Origin of the sequence: Cytobacillus sp. FSL R7-0680, assembly GCF_038009245.1 — a bacterium.
GTDB classification, from domain to species: Bacteria; Bacillota; Bacilli; order Bacillales; family Cytobacillaceae; genus Cytobacillus; species Cytobacillus kochii.
In genome coordinates, this window is record NZ_JBBPAO010000001.1 from 1842694 (window position 1) to 1860229 (window position 17536).

A 17536-nucleotide genomic window follows, 5' to 3' on the forward strand; every position below is an offset into this window, starting at 1 on the left:
TTATTTTCGTTCTCTTGCAATAATTTTAATTGGCGTCCCTTCAAATCCAAAAGCATCTCTAATTCTGTTTTCAAGAAATCTTTCATAAGAGAAATGTAGAAGCTCAGGATCATTAACAAACACAACGAAGGTCGGCGGTTTGATTGCTACTTGGGTAGCATAGTATATTCGCAGCCTTCTTCCCTTATCTGTTGGTGTTGGGTTCATAGCTACTGCATCCATTATAACATCATTTAAAACATTTGTTTCCACGCGCATCATATGATTTTCACTAGCAATGTTCACCATTGGAATCAATGTATGAATTCTTTTCTTTGTCAATGCTGATAGAAAAACAATCGGTGCGTAATCAAGGAATTGGAAATGATCCCTAATATTTTGTTCGAACTTCTTCATCGTTTTCTCATCTTTTTCAACAGCATCCCATTTATTCACAACAATAATGACAGCCCTACCAGCTTCATGTGCATAGCCTGCAATTCGCTTATCTTGTTCAATGATTCCTTCTTCTCCATCTAGTACAATGAGAACCACGTCAGAACGTTCAATGGCCCTTAAAGCACGTAACACACTATATTTCTCAGTTGTTTCGTACACTTTACCTTTTTTCCGCATACCCGCTGTATCTATAATGACATACTCATCACCATTATACTTAAGCTGTGAGTCAATCGCATCTCTTGTCGTTCCAGCTACATTAGAAACAATAACGCGATCTTCTCCTAGAATAGCATTTACTAAAGATGATTTCCCCACATTTGGTCGGCCTATAAGCGAGAACTTTATGACATCATCATCGTATTGATTTTCCTCATGATTAGGGAAGCTTTTAGCTGCCTCATCTAATAAATCACCCAAACCTAAACCATGTGATCCTGAGATTGGAAACGGTTCACCAAAGCCCAGGGAATAAAAGTCATAAATCATTTGTCTCATTTCTGGATTATCAATTTTATTGACCCCAAGAACAACAGGCTTTTTTGCTTTATACAAAATTTTCGCTACTTCTTCATCCGCAGATGTCACACCTTCACGACCGTTTACTAAGAAAACGATCACATCAGCCTCGTCGATAGCGATTTCAGCTTGTTGACGAATTTGTTCTAAAAAGGGCTCGTCCCCAATATCTATGCCACCTGTATCAATAATATTAAAGTCATGAGTTAACCATTCTGCAGAACTATAAATGCGATCTCTTGTAACGCCAGGAATATCTTCAACGATTGAAATTCGTTCACCAACAATTCTGTTAAAAATAGTAGATTTTCCTACGTTTGGACGTCCGACAATTGCCAGTACTGGTTTTGTCACGAACATCACCCCTCAATTTCATTAAAATACTTGCTTATATTAATTTAATGTAAGCAAATTTGATTTAAAAGAAACCCTTCAACTAATGAAGGGTTCAACTATAATATATTACCAAACAGCCACCTTCCTTACAAGAAGAAGCTGCATATTCATGATTAATGGCGGACAATCACGTACATTTCTTCAGTCAGCATATGAGCGATTCCGTCTAAAATAGCTTCTAAATTTGTAGCAATCACTTCCATTTCTTTTTTATCCTCACAATGAAACACTGCTGCACCACTAGGGACTTTCTTTGGGTTTGTTGTTATAACTGCAAGTACAAATTTATTGATTTCCATCATTTATCCCTCCCTATTATTTTGGCACATGCATTTCTTTTGGCATTTTTATTGCATTTTCCAGGGTTGGTACACCACCAATTACTTTAATTGCTTTTTCAACTGTTCTTTCCTGTGGAAGGATGAATACCCCTACTCGCCCATCATCTAAATCCCGTTTAGCTAATGGCACAAGTGCTGGGGCACCAGAATCCGTCACGACCCCTAGAGCCGTTGAAACATCATGTAATATCGCTTGTCTTTGCCCTAAATTTGCAATTGTCGTATTTACATTAAAATTTTTCGGAACCAGAATAAAACCCATCCCATACTTTAAAATTTCTTCTTGTCTTTCCGGAAGTCCAATGTTCATAATATAAATGTTGTCAACATATAATCCGGCTCCGTCGAAATGCGGCTTCACATATTTGATTTCCACAATATCTGATAACTTACCACCACTCATCATTACTTTTGATAACACGACGGCAATAGCAGCAGCGATAATTGCTACCCAAAGATTAAATAAGAGGTAAAATAATGTAGTAATAAGAGATGTAAACATGACTAAATAATTCCTGCTTTCAAAGGCAATAGCAATTCCTTCTATATAAGTCCTACCCCGTGGAACCATTTCATAACTATCTAACTCAGTTAACGTATTTCTTTCCATATTCCTAACCTCACGGAACTGTGAAGCAGCCACGGTTAAGAAGGTGATCGCAGTAAAATCCTCCTCCATGATCGACGGGATGGCCACACTGCCTAATCCAGCAGCAATAAAACCTAAAGCAATATGAATAATCTTCCCATGTAGATAGGTTGGGTACTGTCGATAATCTGTTCTTAACATATAAATCCTTGTTAATGTGCCAACAATTACACCTAAAACAACTGGATAGATATATTCATTCATGATAATTTTGCTTCTCCTTTACTAATGGATTTAAGTTTCTTTCTAGGTAAGCAGCCAAATATTCAATCATATTCCATCCAGAAACAACTACAAATGCCATACTTAGGACATCAAGAAAACGAAAAGATCCAATTTGGAAAGGAAATCCATACTTTTGAATAATAAGGGCAAATATTACCTCCCCGTTTAATGCAGCAAATATTAATATACAAATACGGCTTAACGCTTGCTTATGAAGAAGTATGACTAAACACGCTAACATACCGGCTAACATCCAGTCACGGTTAAAAACAACCCAGATTGGATCAAACATCTCAAAGCAGAGAAAAGCACAGTAAGCAAATGAGACAATGAGCATACATGTAACCAAATAGAGAGGATGACCACATTGCGATTTTACAAAGAGAAAACTAGCGGCAATGTAGAGAAGGAAGAAACTCACACCAATTTCTGTCGTTCCAATTGAAAAATGATAAGGCGTAATGATAATAAGCAATAATAGTGCGAATGACGCTAAATAACGGTATGTATTTGCTTTACTTACGAAAAATGTGACAATAATCCAAAGTGACCAACCAATCCAATAAAAGAAAAGACCTTCCAAATAAATACACCTCCTACTATCCCCATTATGGGTAGAAAATATGTAGTTTAATCTATTTGAATAAAAAATGTCTGATTTCTTATCTTAATAATTAGGAGGTGTAGATATGGGAAAAGATCGTCAGGAAAAAAAACTAAAAAGCAGTAAGAGAGTAGAATCAGATCGTGACCAAAGTATTCAGTACGACGGGGCAACAACAATGCAAAGTCCAGACAATGCACGCAAATTAAATAATAATAAATAACTTAAAAGAATTGTGTAAACCTCTTAGTAACGGGATTACTCTTTATTTAACTGTTTTACTTTAAATATTTTTGTCCTATTCGCGTGTTAGCGCGACTTTTGTTTCGTATTCAGTCAACAAAGTCGCGCTCTTCTTTTTATGACTTTTATTAATTATATAGTTTAAAAATCAATAGTTTTTAACGTAATAAAAGAGACTACCTTTGTAAGCAGTCTCTTATTTTAAAGATTATTTTGCATGAATCATTCTTGTACTGTATGTATGTGTATTAATTTGTCGCTGTTGCAGCCACTCAAGTACTTCTCCCTTAAAAATCAGGGGGGCAAGTTGTAATTCGTTAAGATTGCTTGCACCTATAGCTGTCATAATTATTTTTAATTCTTCATGAAGGGAAGTAACTTCTTTTACTACTGCTTCATAACCAGAATCCACTAATATCTTCAAGAAGTACCCTGCCATTCCTACACCGTTAGCACCAAGCGCAATAGCCTTTGCAATATCCATACTTGTCTGAATTCCACCAGATGCAAGTATCGTTATATCACTATTATGTGATTGTGCTTCGACAATTGAAGTAGCAGTTGGAATCCCCCATCCATCAAAGAATGACAGTACCCTCTCTCTTCGTTCGTTTTCGATTTTAGAGAAATTAGTGCCACCATAACCACCGACATCTACGATATTAACGCCAACACCTTTTAGCTTTTCTACAGCTTCGCGACTCATACCGAATCCTACTTCTTTAACGATAATTGGCACATCTAAGTGATTTACAATCTTTTCGATACGCATGAGGGCATGCGAAAAATCACGATCTCCCTCTGGCATCGTTAACTCTTGGACGACATTTACATGAATTTGTAATGCGTCTGCTTGTATCATCTCTACAGCATCTTTTGCTTGGTTTACCGTGGCTTCGCTACCTAAATTGGCAAATATCAATCCATCTGGATTTTCTTTCCTTACAATTTCATACGAAAAGCGTTCTTCTGAATTTTTTATTGCTGCCATCTGCGAGCCTACTGCCATCCCTACCCCTGTCTCTTTAGCCACCCGCGCGAGCAGGCGATTAATTTCAAGTGTCTTTGCACCACCGCCACCGGTCATTGCATTGATAAAAATAGGCGAACTGAGTTGTAGTTCGCCTATTTTCGTTCCCAAATGAATCTTTGAGAGAGATGTGTTAGGTAAGCTTTGATGTACAAAAGAAACACAATCAAATCCAGCGTTATTCGTTTGACCAGTTGTTAGCGCATATTGAATATGATCCCATTTTCTCTTTGCTCTCGTCACTATACTACCACCATTATTTATTTAATTTCTTTAACTGTTCACCAATCATTTCACCTAATTGGAACCCCTTAGACTCTTCAGGCAGTTCATAATCAGTTGGTTCTTCTTCTTTTTCAACAAGATCTTTAATACTTAGAGAAAGTCTTTCATCGCCTTCATTCACATCAAGGACTTTCACTTGTACTGCTTGACCTTCTTTTAATACTTCGTGCGGAGTGGCAATATGTTTATGTGCAATTTGAGAAATATGAACAAGCCCTTCCACTCCAGGGAATACTTCTACGAAAGCACCATAAGATACAAGTCTTTTCACTGTGCCTTCTAACACACTACCTTTAGGGGCTTTTTCAGCAATACCATCCCAAGGACCAGGCAAAGTATCTTTAATAGATAGTGAAATTCGTTCATTATCCTTATCTACACTTAGTACTTTTACTTTGACAGATTGACCTTCTGTAACAACATCTGAAGGCTTAGCAACATGCTCATAAGAAAGTTGTGAAATATGGACTAAACCATCAACACCACCGATATCAACAAAAGCACCGAAATCTGTAATACGTTGTACAGTTCCATCAATCACGCTTCCAGCTTCAAGCGATCCAAGTAACTCTTTCTTTTGTTTTCCTTGCTCCTCTTCAACAACTACACGATGAGAAAGAATTAAACGATTTTTATCTTTATCTAACTCTACAATTTTAAAAGCTAATGTTTGACCTTTATAATCTGAGAAATCTTCAACAAAATGTGCTTCAACTAAAGAAGCTGGTACAAATCCGCGAACTCCAAGGTCAACGACTAATCCGCCTTTAACAACATCTTTGATTTCAGCATCAAAAACTTCACCGTCATTAAATTTTTGCTCTAGTTGTTCCCAAGACTTTTCAGCATCTACTTTGCGCTTTGATAGTACAAGCGCTTCTTCTTCTACTTTTAACACTTCTAATTGTAGTTCATCACCTTCTGCAACAGCATCGCTAGCTGTTTCTACATGAAGACTTGATAGTTCACTAATTGGAATAATACCATCTAATTTGCTATTTTCGATATCGACAATCACTTGCTTCTCTTCTACTTTTGTCACTTTACCATTTACTTTATCGCCAACTTCAAAATTTGCTACTTCAATTTCATTCATTTCTTCTGACATATGTATTCCTCCTTAATCCAATGGCTAATTTCATTTTCCACTTATAAAATGCAATCTTACAAAGTGTAAATTGCACTAAATAAACTAGAGTTGTAAAACCACTTTGATCCTGAAATATAAAATGCCTTTTTATAAACTTCTTACAAATAGCACCTTTTGTCAAGTAAGAAGGTTTAGCGATTCTGTTCGATTAATTTTTTGATTTCATTCATAATGATATCCGTTGTTTCTTCTGCATTGACTTTGTTTGCACGGATTTCATCCATTGGGATAGGCTTTCCGTAGACGACTTTTAATTTCTTAAAAGGCTTATACGGGCCAATGATGGCACAAGGTACGACTGCAGCATTAGAACGAAGAGCAAAGAACCCTGCACCGGCAAGACCTTTACCAACTTCTCCGGTTTTACTCCTCGTCCCTTCTGGAAATAAACCTAAAACATGCCCTTCTTTAAGAACCTTCAACCCTTTTCTCAATGCTTCACGATCACTCATTCCTCTTTTTACAGAAAAAGCATTCAGATGTGGTAATAACTTCCCTAAAATTGGCACGTTAAACAACTCTTCTTTTGCCATAAAGTGAATGTCTCTTGGCGCTGTTATCCCTACAATTGGTGGATCCAGGTTATCAATATGATTGCAACATAAAAGGACGCCACCTTCTGCTGGGACATTCTCCCTACCTTTAACATCCATGCGATAAACGGGCTTTAATAAGCCGTATACTAAAGAGCGTGCAAATGTATATACACTCATATTATTGAATCCTTTCCTCAACCAACTTCATAATTCTATCAACAACTTCGTGAATGCTTAGTGATGTTGTATCCAATTCTACTGCATCCTCAGCTTTTTTGAGTGGTGCAACTTCCCTTTCCGAATCTAACTTATCTCTTTTAGCAATTTCCTCTTTTAAAAGAGCTAAATCTGAAGGAAAACCCTTTTCTAAGTTTTCAGCATGGCGCCGTGCTGCTCGTTCATCCACTGATGCTAAAAGAAACACTTTTACCTCTGCATCAGGTAAAACATGTGTACCAATATCACGGCCATCCATCACTACACCACCTTCTTGACCGAAGCGTTGTTGACGGGCAACCATTTCTTCTCTTACCTGCTTATGTTTAGAAACCGTAGACACTGAATTAGTTACTTCAGCTGTTCTAATTTCCGTAGAAACATCTATCCCATCTAAAAGAATACGTTGGCCTGATTCTCCAGGATTTAAGACAATCTCTGTCTCTTTTAACAAAGGAATTAATGATTCTTCATCATTTATATCTATTTCTGACTGCAACGCTTTAAATGTTAACGCGCGATACATCGCCCCTGTATCTATATAAATATAATGAAGCTTCTCAGCTATAATCTTAGCAACTGTACTTTTCCCCGCTGCTGCAGGTCCATCGATGGCAATTGATATTTTATTCATAAACCCTCCTGAAATACCTATACAAATATATTCTTTACGTTTTATATTCTATCATAAATTCACTTAATTAGTTGTAATGATTATGTGTTATTAATAATCCCCTCCCCTAATAGGGAGTCTTTTTATTAGTTAAAATAATACGATAATTTTTAAAAAATAAGAAGAAACACTAAAAAAGGATGTTCTCAGGAAGAACAATCCAAAAGGTCTGTAAAGCTATTATTTCTATTGGCCTGATTTTCATCATAAAATCAAGTTAAGGCCTCTTTATGTAGAATACCTCCTCATCATTGTTTTCTAAATGATGATTCACTCCTTCATATCTTGTCACTTCATTAAAATGCGGAAATAGGTGTAAATAATGAAAAACGGTTTGAAATAATAGTAACAACCCAAGATGAAAAATGATTAATAGTATGAGCGTGCGTTCGAATACTTTCATCCTCCCACCTCCATTAATCATTATGGAGACACAAAAGAGATTTTATGCTGTTCTGCTTAAGATTGTTTACTTTTCTTCATATGAAGTAACTGTTGTTCGAAGCAAAACCTCATCATTGCTTGTCTATCTTCTGCATTTATTTGTGGAAATCTAAATGATATAACGAGACGCCCATCTGCTAATGCCTCTTTCCTTACATATTCTGACGCTAAAACAAAGGAACGCTTTTTACCTTCTATCACAAGTGTAAAACGCAATAAATAGGGCGATGGTTTATACAAATAGGTAAAATTATTAACAACTACAGCTATTCCCCCTGCACTTATATTTCTACTTATCCCTATAATAGAGTGAGACATCCCTTCACCTACGGGTTGAATTTCAACAGATTCATTGAAATCAACTCTAACATACTCCCTCATTTGTTCCTTCTCATGAGTAAATTCTTTTGCATAAGCAATTTTCAATAATGGTGTGGACTGCATCATTCGACCGACCACTCTTCCAGAGAAGAAAAACATTTTCCCATTTGCATTGTAAGCAACACACTTAATTCTTCTTCCATCTACTAAGTACATTTTCCGATTCGTTTGTAAACAAACGGGATAATGAATATGTAATATATCCTCTTTAATTTCAGCAATTCTAGATATGTACTTGCCCTCACTTGATAGATAATGTTCTATATACAATTGATCACCTGGTGACAATGTATTCCCTCCTAATCTTTTCTACTTTTCCTTATTTTATCACTTAACTGTTACAAAAGAACTATATTTTTATTTGAATGAGATGAGAATTATTAACATCATGGTATAATCACATTACTCTATTTAGTCCTAATTTTTTTCTACATTTATATTTCATCTTCATGTCTTTATTTAGCCAATGATTTCCATAAAAAAAACCAAAAAGAACCCTTTTCGGGTCCTTATTTGCCTTATACCACATCTTCATAAATTGGTTCTGCATTTTGCAATTTTTCTACTTTTTCTTCTCTTCCATTTTCACTATTAATATAGATGCGATACGTGTCTTCACCTAATGTCCCAGTAAATTCATAACAAAGTACTTCTTCATTACTATCATTCAATATAATCGCTAACCGATCATCCATAATTTTTAGTTGACTATTGATTTTTTCTCTTGCTTCCTCTTTTGCTAACACAGCTTGAGGAATATCTCGCTTATGATGGGATTTCAAATAATCCTCTGCTGAAAATCCTAAAATTTGCCCATTATCTAATGCTACTTTCATCTTAATTGAATCTGGGTAAATTCTTACATCGTCCTGTTTAGACACAAATGTAAACACGCCCATTTGATCATATTGCACACTTTCAAATAGATCAAGATCTTCAAATTCATTATCTTTTAAAAATTTCACTGCTGATTGATGAGCATCTTCCAGACTAATTTTTTGTTGTTTTACATCTCTTGCCGTGATAAGCCAAATAGGATAACCGCCCTTTTTAGTAATATCTAAATTGGTTTCTATACTTTCTTTAGGAGACCTTAGTGATACACTAAAAAATCCATAATCCGATCCTTCGCCATTTTCTGCCACGGTTGCTTTAACATCATCAGGGGATTGCGCATATTTCTTCGCTTCTGATACAGCTTCCTTTTTAGATATTTCTTTTCCTTCTAAGTATTGATAGTTCTCATCTTTCTTTTGCATATTTACAAATGCGGGACCTAAATCCGTTTCATCGTATCCCTCAACTGTTTTTTCGACGGTTTGAAAGCCGTCTATAATTGTATTATCTGCTGCTTCATTATTTGTAGCAAGCGCTGTTTCTACATCCATCCATCTTAAGTCATTTTTGACGACCATATGCTGCACATTCCGTAATTCTGATTGAATATCTGCTGCCTGCTTGTATAATCCTTGTAAAGACTGATATTCTTCATCAGTCAATGGGTCTTTATCCAAGTCTCTAATCGCTGTCTTATAACTAAACTCACCAATTTGTGCTAAAAATTCTTCCGTCTTATTAAATGGTAAAAGTGATAGTGGCAGCTGACCTACATCTGAATGTGCTTGAGAGGTAATTCTCCAAACATCCGCAAGCGCAGGAGACAGTGAACTTCTAGAATTCATTGCCAAAGTAGATCCAATTTTATCATGTAATACATCGATTTCATAAGTGAGTTCATGAAATGCACGTTGATAATTGTTTTCTGCGTTAATTAATATCGCATTTTTCTCACGATGTTCTTGATAACCCCAGACAGCAGTTCCGATAACACCAACTGAAAGAACAGTTATGAGTATTCCTTTTAACACGTGACTTCACTCCTTATTTACAGAAAATATGTTGTCCAATTTTTTTAATTTGTGGTCTTGTCCAAATCCAAGGACTTGTTGCAGTATCTGGATTAAAGTAATAAAGGGCATCTCCACTCGGATCCCAGCCATTAATTGCATCTATCACTGCTTCCCTCGCTGTTTCATTAGGTGTTAGCCAAATTTGCCCATCTGCAACAGCCGTAAATGCTCTTGGTTCAAAGATCACACCATAAACCGTATCTGGAAAAGACGCACTTTCTACTCGGTTCAATATTACTGCCGCTACCGCTACTTGCCCTATATAAGGTTCGCCACGCGCCTCACCGTACACCGCATTTGCCATCATTTGTATGTCGTTTTCCGAGAATCCACTAGGAACATTTGCCGAAGTTGTACCACCGGAATTACCACTTGATGCATTACCATCATTTTGATTTGATCCACTATTATTAGCAGGTGCTTGTTGACTTAAATCCGTTCCGCCATAATGTGTAAATGAATTCCCTTGATTAATTTGATTCTTCACATATTGCTCATCATAATTTGACGCACTCACCAACTTTTCCTTCGTACCAGAACCAGCAAGCCCATCTATATCCAAGCCAAATTCATATTGAAAATTGCGTAATGCCCAATATGTGCCCCAACCGAAGACCCCATCGATTTTACCATTATAGAATCCTAAATATTGCAATCTTGCTTGTAGCTCAATGACATCATCGCCTATCGCTCCTTGTCTAATCACTTGATTCGAAAAAGCATTTGCCGACTTATCCAATTCAGCCATTGGAATAGTCGTCGCTATAAGCAGTAGTATTAGCATCACTTTAGTAAACATCAATAGTTGTTTCATCGTACTAACCTCCAAAAATACATCTTTTCATCTGTTAAACAATCAGGTAACCTAATATGGCGTTTTGCAGGTAAAAAATGATGGCTGTAACAGTTATTCCTCGATCTCTCTTTTTCACGTTTACTAATCAGCGAGGAAGCTAACAATACATCTATTTTTTGGTTCCAATTGGCTTTTTATACAAATTCAATGAGAAAATCATTTGGATAAATATAGCATTTACAGGGTGGCCATCAAATAGAGGCTCGTACGCTTGAAATTTAACGATTTTTATAAAAAATTCAACTTCTATGTTAGATGTTCTGATTACTTATTTTTCCTTTAGAAGGCATCCGTTAGCCGGAGGAAGCTTGGTGATTTGACAAAAAGAAAAGAAGGCGGATTTGAGTTTACTCAAATCCGCCTTCTTACTTTATCTGAACTGAAACTCATTACTTATAGCCTCTTTTAACCTATGTTAACCATAATTTGTTCTTGTATCTTCTAATGATTGATTATATTTAGCACTTAGTATTCTCGCTTGTTTGGCTTTCTTTAGCCCCATCCACCAAAGAAAGATCATAAATGGAACAATAAACAGCAGCCAATTTTCTAATGTTAACAAAATATAATCATATGTTCCATGCAAAAGGAAAGGAGTTGCTAGAGATAAGCATAGCCATTTCCCTCTAGATTTTTTCGAAAACTTTCCTTTTCCTAAATAATAGCCCATAATTACACCAAAAAGTGCATGACTAGAAACCGGGAATAATGCACGACCTAGCGCATGCTCTATTCCGAGTGTCAATAAATAAAAGATATTCTCCAATGTAGCAAACCCAAGTGATACTGCTGCGCCATAAACAATGCCGTCATACGGTTCATCAAAGTGCACATGGGGGTAAATAATAATAAGGAGGATAAACCACTTAAAAAATTCCTCAAGCATACTAGAAGAAAGAAAAGCAGAAACAAAATGAGAAGTAAACACTTGTTCTACTTCAAATACATATTGGATAAACATTATGGGAAACACAAGAAGTGCCCCAAATAAAAAGGTTCTAAAAACCATCGAAAAGGGCTCAGTCTCATATTGATCTTTTAAATAAAAGTAACTTAATAATGCCAAGCCAGGAGCAATGGCAGCAGATATTAATCCCAGCATGGGCTGTTCCTCTTTTCAAAGCTTTTCTTTAATCGTATCATGTATAGGTAAGATTGAAAATAAATTTACCAAAATAATTACATATTAAATGGAGGTACCAAGTTGGATAAAAAGAAAATACTCCTAATTCATACAGGTGGGACCATTTCAATGAGTGAGGATGTTGAAACAGGTGCAGTATTAACAAATGAAGAAAACCCATTAACAAGACAAACAAAAGAGTTAAATGAGCTTGCGCACTTGATTGTCGAAGAACCATTTCAATTACCCTCTCCCCATATTACGCAAAAGGAAATGCTTATATTACGAAACTTAATTCATTCTTACAAGGATAAGGTATCTGGTGTTGTCATTACACATGGTACTGATACATTGGAAGAAACTGCCTATTTTCTTGACTTAACAGTAAAGGGTTCTTTGCCGATCGTTGTGACTGGGGCTATGCGCTCTAGTAATGAAATTGGCTCAGATGGGTTATATAATCTGATTTCTTCTATTCGTGTTGCCATTTGCGATGAAGCGGATGGAAAGGGCGTTTTAGTAGTGCTGAATGATGAAATTCACACAGCTGAAAATGTGACAAAGACACATACTAGCAACGTCTCGACCTTTCAAAGTCCTCAATATGGACCCATAGGTATAGTCACAAAAAGGGGTGTACTTTTTCATCACCTCCCTGTTCAACATGCACATTTCGAAATCGAACAAGCAGATAAACAAGTGATGCTTATTAAAGCTCATGCCGGCATGGACTCTACCCTATTAGGAGCAATTGCACAAACTACATGCGATGGATTGGTGATTGAAGCGCTTGGACAAGGAAACCTTCCTCCAGCCATGCTTCCTGGTATAAAAGATTTACTTGCTAGAAAGATTCCCATTATTATCGTATCAAGATGCTTTAATGGCATTGCCCAAGATGTTTATGGTTATCCTGGAGGGGGCAAAGAATTAAAAGAGCTTGGCCTCATTTTTTCTAATGGATTAAATGGGCAAAAAGCTCGTATTAAACTATTAATCGCTTTGGAAAGCAGGATGCCCTTCGAAAAACTTGAAGAAATGTTTCAACTATAAATGTTTGATTTACTGACTTTCTTTATTCCATCTATTAGATGGGAAGTCTACTGAGTTGATCGCTCACTCCTTTGGCAGTTTATGAAGATCATAATGATAGTACGCCACAAAATTTCAACATATGGAAAAATCATCCTAGACAAAAGGCAAAAAATATTGACAAAGTGATGCAACATCATTTGAAAACCCGAACAAAGCAAAGCACCATTAAAGAGTGTTTTGCATAAAGTTCGGGTTTACTTAAGCTCATATTCTCGTCTGAACTTGTTTGATTATTGTTCTTTCTCTTTAATCGCTTTGGCAATCATTTCTCCATGATGCCTACCATTCTCGATAAATATTTCATTGGCATTATTACCCGCAGCAATCACGCCAGCAATATATATACCTTCTACATTGGTCTCCATTGTTTCAGGATGATGTTCAGGTTTTCCGGTCTCTTCGTCTTTTTTAATGCCTATTGATTGTAAAAATGGATGATCTGGATGATAACCAGTCATGGCAAAGACAAAATCATTCGCGATTTCCTTAATTTTCCCTTCTTTCTCATAGACAACAGAAGTTGCTCTTATTTCCTGGACATTCGCATTAAATTCCATTTGAATATTCTCATGGCGAACAAGTGAATCAAACTGCGGTAAAATCCACGGCTTAACGCTTTTTGAATATTCATCGCCCCGATAGAGAACCGTCACATTTGCCCCAGCCTTTTCTAATTCAATGGCCGCATCAACACTGGAGTTTTTCCCACCAATAACAACAACATCTTTATTAAAAAACGGATGGGCTTCTTTAAAGTAATGAAAGACTTTATCTAAATCTTCACCAGGGACCCCCATATAATTTGGTTGATCATAATACCCAGTTGCAACAATAACATAAGAGGATTGATATTCCGCTTTATCTGTTTGCACAGAGAAGTCATTATCTTTTTTCTTTATGATGCTTTCAACCTTTTCATATGCATTGACATTGATTGCTTTCCGTTTAACCACTTCTCTATAATAGGTAAGTGCTTGATTTCTATTGGGTTTATGTTCAACCGTTACAAACGGTATATTACCAATTTCTAATTTTTGACTGGAACTAAAGAAAGTTTGATGAGTCGGGTAACGATAAATGGCATTAACAATGTTTCCCTTCTCAATGACTAAAACATCTTTCCCTAACTCTTTTAAACAAATGGCTGCGGCTAATCCACATGGTCCACCACCAACCACAATCGCATCTTTTTTATTCATGATGATCCACCTCTTGGACTGACCCGTATGATATTTTATATATGTAGAATTGAAAAAAATCTCCTAATGTATATAATAGGAGATTTTTTACCTTCTTTCAAATGTAAGAAATTGCGAAAATTAAATCCAACCTCTAAATCTTGATGCTTCAGCCATTTTACGTACACCAACCATATACGCAGCTAAGCGCATATCTACTCTACGTGTTTGAGCGGTTTCATAAATATTATTGAATGATTTCACTAGAATTTTTTCTAATTTTTCTTCTACTTCTTCTTCAGACCAGTAGTAGCCTTGGTTATTCTGCACCCATTCAAAATAAGAAACTGTTACACCACCGGATGATGCAAGCACATCAGGCACAAGAAGAATATCTCTTTCTGTTAATATTTGTGTCGCTTCTAATGTTGTTGGGCCATTCGCTGCCTCTACTACAATACTTGCTTTAATATTATGTGCGTTTTCCTCAGTAATTTGGTTTTCAATTGCTGCAGGAACCAATACGTCACATTCGAGCTCGAGTAGCTCTTTATTCGAAATCGTCTCATTAAATAACTTTGTTACAGTTCCAAAACTATCACGGCGATCAAGTAAATAATCAATATCTAAACCATTAGGGTCATGAAGGGCACCGTATGCATCAGAAATACCCACAACTTTTGCGCCTTCATCATGCATAAACTTTGCTAAGAAGCTACCTGCATTACCAAAACCTTGTACAACCACGCGAGCACCCTTTAAATTAATACCCTTTTTCTTGACTGCTTCATGAATACAGATCGTAACCCCTTTAGCTGTTGCTGATTCCCTACCATGAGAACCACCAAGTACAAGTGGTTTACCAGTAATAAATCCCGGGGAATTAAATTCATCCATTCTGCTATATTCATCCATCATCCAGGCCATAATTTGTGAATTTGTAAATACATCTGGAGCTGGAATATCTTTTGTAGGACCAACAATTTGGCTAATCGCTCTAACATACCCTCTACTTAATCTTTCAAGCTCACGGAAAGACATATCTCTTGGATCACAAACGATACCGCCTTTACCTCCGCCATATGGTAGATCGACTATACCGCATTTTAAGCTCATCCATATAGATAGTGCCTTCACTTCTTTTTCTGTTACATTAGGGTGAAAACGAATTCCCCCTTTTGTAGGACCGACTGAATCATTATGCTGAGCACGGTAACCAGTAAAAATTTTCACCGTCCCATCATCCATCCTAACAGGAATTTTCACTGTTAATAAACGCATTGGTTCTTTCAACAGTTCAAAAACCTCTTCTGGATATCCAAGTTTCTCCAACGCTTTGTGGATTACGATTTGAGTTGACTTCAAAACATCCATTTTATCTTCTTGATTCGTATGATCAGTACCTTTATCGGCCACTATTTGAAACCTCCTAGAAAAATTCACATTCTTTAGTTGTCCGCTTTCAAGACATAGTATACACCTTTACTCTATTTATGCAAGGAGAAAAAGCAATTTTTTCTTATTTTTATGTAAACGCTACCAAAGCTATAATATTACGTATTTTCCTTATTTTCAAAAATATTTACATCTATTTTATTTTGCCTTTATTAGCTGATTTCATTCATAAAATACTCATATGTATTTATCGAGTTAAATTGAATTAATCTCATCGATAAGCTCCATATTACATCCTATTCCCAAAGAACTAATACGATAAACATCAAGGCACCTGAATATTCAAACAAATAGGATCACTTAAATCCTATTTGCTTGAATGTACCATTATTTAAAATAGTGTTCGATCTTTTCTAATGCATGGTCTCTAATTAATTCTTTTCCGTATTCTTTAATAATATATAAACTAACAAAAGAAACGGTACCATATTCAGCTAAAATTGAAATCAGTTTTTCTTCCGCTTGTTTTCTATTGCCTTCAATCAATACATAATAAAGTCCGTTATACACATATAATGAATTTACCACTTCTTCTTTCCATATTTTCCGGTGACTTAATGAAATAATATTCTCAAAATCATGAAATTCATATAAAATATAATCTTGTTTGTCTACATCTACTTGAAAATCAATGATTCCATCCTTAAGCCATTCTTCTTCTACTTCTTCTTGTATCGTTACAATCATAACCATTCCTTGTATTTGCATTGAAAAAATCTCGATACTGATTGTGCCATATATATCAAGGTCAAATTCTTCACTTGCTTCCTCAAGCATATCTTGAAAAAGCTGATGCCATTTTAAAGAGTCCTTCCAAATATCTTCCTTTGACAAGCCTCTCTCAAACAAATCATCTAAAGTAAGCAAAATTTTAATTTTATTATCATTCAAACGCTCCAATTGCATTTCTTCTGCCCCCTGCCCAGAACCGACTCTTGTGATTAGTGTATGGTATATACTTTAGTTGGTGAGTCGTCCTTAACATTTCCTTCTAAACTTGGATATAAAGAAAGAATATGTGTTTGTGCAGGTGCGCCTAGCCTTAAAGGCAAGGCTGTTGTCCCATAACCATTACTTACAAAATAAGGTATACCGTTCTTATATTTCATCCCACCTTTTTCATAAGGTCCCCAGTTTAAGATACGGATTTGCCCACCATGGGTATGTCCTGACATCATAAACGAAATTTGATATTCTGGTAATAAATAGTCAACAATACCAGGGTCATGGCTCATGAGAATACGACAGCCATTCCCAGCATCCTCAATTGCAAGATCAATCTGGTCTCTTTCCCTACTAAAATCATCTGTTCCAAGTAACACGATACGTTTACCATCTGAGCCTTCAAAACTGACTGCTGAATTATCAAGAATTTTCACTCCGAGATCTAATAGCAATGCATCTAGCTCATGAAAATCCACTTCATAATCATTATTCCCCCATACAAAATAAGTCGGAGCAATAGAAACAAGGTTTTCTATATTCCGTTTCGTCCTTGCCAAAGGTACTCCCTTTTCTGTTAAATCACCGCCTATGCAAACGATATCCACCTTTCTATCTTTAACAGCTTGAATCAACTTTCCTGATAGCTCTCTACGATGGATATCAGAAATAAAAAAAATGTTCAATCCTGCAAGACTCTCTGGGAAACCTTGTATGGCAACCTTTCTCACTTCAATTGTATCTTTATGTGCTTCCTTATACATATAAACGACGACCCCAACGGAAATAAACAGTAATGCACTTGCTAAAATAATATACATGACTCCACCTCATCTATATGTACTAA

General features: G+C 36.1%; 19 protein-coding genes. 2 read left to right on the forward strand and 17 right to left on the reverse strand.

What is annotated here, in order from left to right; all coding sequences use genetic code 11:
• The 4 genes from der to MKY26_RS09135 form a co-directional block, all read right to left on the reverse strand.
• Window positions 1–1311, reverse strand: coding sequence for a ribosome biogenesis GTPase Der (gene der / locus MKY26_RS09120; protein ID WP_095372747.1), 1311 nt, complete (start codon window positions 1309–1311; stop codon window positions 1–3).
• Window positions 1312–1466: 155 nt separating this feature from the next.
• Window positions 1467–1652 (reverse strand): capping complex subunit for YIEGIA, encoded by a 186-nt coding sequence (locus MKY26_RS09125; RefSeq protein WP_095372746.1) that lies wholly within the window; start codon window positions 1650–1652, stop codon window positions 1467–1469.
• A gap of 16 nt (window positions 1653–1668) precedes the next feature.
• Window positions 1669–2547: a YIEGIA family protein gene (locus MKY26_RS09130; RefSeq protein WP_095372745.1), complete on the reverse strand. Its 879-nt coding sequence runs from the start codon at window positions 2545–2547 to the stop codon at window positions 1669–1671.
• Window positions 2540–3151, reverse strand: a complete 612-nt coding sequence (locus MKY26_RS09135; RefSeq protein ID WP_095372744.1) for a YphA family membrane protein — start codon at window positions 3149–3151, stop codon at window positions 2540–2542. Before MKY26_RS09135 ends, MKY26_RS09130 begins: the two co-directional genes overlap by 8 nt.
• 106 nt (window positions 3152–3257) lie before the next feature.
• Here MKY26_RS09135 and MKY26_RS09140 point away from each other — a divergent pair, with 106 nt between their 5' ends.
• The gene (locus MKY26_RS09140) at window positions 3258–3395 is read left to right on the forward strand and encodes a YpzI family protein (RefSeq protein WP_095372743.1); all 138 of its coding nucleotides are present in this window, start codon (window positions 3258–3260) and stop codon (window positions 3393–3395) included.
• Window positions 3396–3623: 228 nt separating this feature from the next.
• On the opposite strand, the gene fni is transcribed toward MKY26_RS09140, so the two are convergent.
• The 9 genes from fni to prsW form a co-directional block, all read right to left on the reverse strand.
• Window positions 3624–4688, reverse strand: a complete 1065-nt coding sequence (gene fni / locus MKY26_RS09145) for a type 2 isopentenyl-diphosphate Delta-isomerase (RefSeq protein WP_307313035.1) — start codon at window positions 4686–4688, stop codon at window positions 3624–3626.
• 13 nt (window positions 4689–4701) lie between these two features.
• Complete coding sequence (gene rpsA / locus MKY26_RS09150; protein WP_095372741.1) at window positions 4702–5838, reverse strand: 30S ribosomal protein S1; 1137 nt, start codon at window positions 5836–5838, stop codon at window positions 4702–4704.
• Between the two features lie 173 nt (window positions 5839–6011).
• Window positions 6012–6593 carry a lysophospholipid acyltransferase family protein gene (locus MKY26_RS09155; RefSeq protein WP_095372740.1) on the reverse strand — a complete coding sequence of 194 codons (582 nt, stop codon included), beginning with the start codon at window positions 6591–6593 and terminating at the stop codon, window positions 6012–6014.
• Window position 6594: 1 nt separating this feature from the next.
• On the reverse strand, window positions 6595–7266 hold the full coding sequence (gene cmk / locus MKY26_RS09160) for a (d)CMP kinase (RefSeq protein WP_095372739.1): 672 nt from the start codon (window positions 7264–7266) through the stop codon (window positions 6595–6597).
• Between the two features lie 256 nt (window positions 7267–7522).
• Complete coding sequence (locus MKY26_RS09165) at window positions 7523–7708, reverse strand: DUF5359 family protein (protein ID WP_095372738.1); 186 nt, start codon at window positions 7706–7708, stop codon at window positions 7523–7525.
• Window positions 7709–7764: 56 nt separating this feature from the next.
• On the reverse strand, window positions 7765–8418 hold the full coding sequence (locus MKY26_RS09170) for a flagellar brake protein (RefSeq protein WP_095372737.1): 654 nt from the start codon (window positions 8416–8418) through the stop codon (window positions 7765–7767).
• 230 nt (window positions 8419–8648) lie between these two features.
• Window positions 8649–9998 (reverse strand): germination protein YpeB, encoded by a 1350-nt coding sequence (ypeB, locus tag MKY26_RS09175; RefSeq protein ID WP_322909560.1) that lies wholly within the window; start codon window positions 9996–9998, stop codon window positions 8649–8651.
• Window positions 9999–10011: 13 nt separating this feature from the next.
• On the reverse strand, window positions 10012–10788 hold the full coding sequence (sleB, locus tag MKY26_RS09180; RefSeq protein ID WP_370873269.1) for a spore cortex-lytic enzyme: 777 nt from the start codon (window positions 10786–10788) through the stop codon (window positions 10012–10014).
• Window positions 10789–11311: 523 nt separating this feature from the next.
• Window positions 11312–11998, reverse strand: a complete 687-nt coding sequence (gene prsW, locus MKY26_RS09185) for a glutamic-type intramembrane protease PrsW (protein WP_095372734.1) — start codon at window positions 11996–11998, stop codon at window positions 11312–11314.
• Window positions 11999–12100: 102 nt separating this feature from the next.
• Between prsW and MKY26_RS09190 the strand changes: the two genes are divergently transcribed.
• The gene (locus MKY26_RS09190) at window positions 12101–13072 is read left to right on the forward strand and encodes an asparaginase (RefSeq protein WP_095372733.1); all 972 of its coding nucleotides are present in this window, start codon (window positions 12101–12103) and stop codon (window positions 13070–13072) included.
• Between the two features lie 272 nt (window positions 13073–13344).
• Here MKY26_RS09190 and MKY26_RS09195 read toward each other — a convergent pair whose 3' ends face one another.
• From MKY26_RS09195 to MKY26_RS09210, 4 genes are all read right to left on the reverse strand, one after another.
• On the reverse strand, window positions 13345–14313 hold the full coding sequence (locus MKY26_RS09195) for a YpdA family putative bacillithiol disulfide reductase (protein ID WP_307313029.1): 969 nt from the start codon (window positions 14311–14313) through the stop codon (window positions 13345–13347).
• A 120-nt stretch (window positions 14314–14433) separates the two neighbouring features.
• A complete protein-coding gene (locus tag MKY26_RS09200; RefSeq protein ID WP_095373653.1) occupies window positions 14434–15711 on the reverse strand; it encodes a Glu/Leu/Phe/Val family dehydrogenase in 1278 nt (425 codons plus the stop codon).
• A gap of 363 nt (window positions 15712–16074) precedes the next feature.
• Entirely contained in the window at window positions 16075–16653 is a 579-nt protein-coding gene (locus MKY26_RS09205; protein ID WP_095372731.1) for an adaptor protein MecA, read from the reverse strand.
• Between the two features lie 35 nt (window positions 16654–16688).
• Window positions 16689–17510 carry a metallophosphoesterase gene (locus MKY26_RS09210; protein ID WP_341096087.1) on the reverse strand — a complete coding sequence of 274 codons (822 nt, stop codon included), beginning with the start codon at window positions 17508–17510 and terminating at the stop codon, window positions 16689–16691.
• Between the last annotated feature and the right edge of the window lie 26 nt (window positions 17511–17536).

Coding starts and splice junctions, on each gene's coding strand:
- MKY26_RS09125 (WP_095372746.1), bottom strand. CDS start 1,652: ATGGAAATCAATAAATTTGTACTTGCAGTTATAACAACAAACCCAAAG.
- MKY26_RS09130 (WP_095372745.1), bottom strand. CDS start 2,547: ATGAATGAATATATCTATCCAGTTGTTTTAGGTGTAATTGTTGGCACA.
- MKY26_RS09140 (WP_095372743.1), top strand. CDS start 3,258: ATGGGAAAAGATCGTCAGGAAAAAAAACTAAAAAGCAGTAAGAGAGTA.
- rpsA (WP_095372741.1), bottom strand. CDS start 5,838: ATGTCAGAAGAAATGAATGAAATTGAAGTAGCAAATTTTGAAGTTGGC.
- MKY26_RS09155 (WP_095372740.1), bottom strand. CDS start 6,593: ATGAGTGTATATACATTTGCACGCTCTTTAGTATACGGCTTATTAAAG.
- cmk (WP_095372739.1), bottom strand. CDS start 7,266: ATGAATAAAATATCAATTGCCATCGATGGACCTGCAGCAGCGGGGAAA.
- MKY26_RS09165 (WP_095372738.1), bottom strand. CDS start 7,708: ATGAAAGTATTCGAACGCACGCTCATACTATTAATCATTTTTCATCTT.
- sleB (WP_370873269.1), bottom strand. CDS start 10,788: ATGGCTGAATTGGATAAGTCGGCAAATGCTTTTTCGAATCAAGTGATT.
- prsW (WP_095372734.1), bottom strand. CDS start 11,998: ATGCTGGGATTAATATCTGCTGCCATTGCTCCTGGCTTGGCATTATTA.
- MKY26_RS09195 (WP_307313029.1), bottom strand. CDS start 14,313: ATGAATAAAAAAGATGCGATTGTGGTTGGTGGTGGACCATGTGGATTA.
- MKY26_RS09205 (WP_095372731.1), bottom strand. CDS start 16,653: ATGCAATTGGAGCGTTTGAATGATAATAAAATTAAAATTTTGCTTACT.
- MKY26_RS09210 (WP_341096087.1), bottom strand. CDS start 17,510: ATGTATATTATTTTAGCAAGTGCATTACTGTTTATTTCCGTTGGGGTC.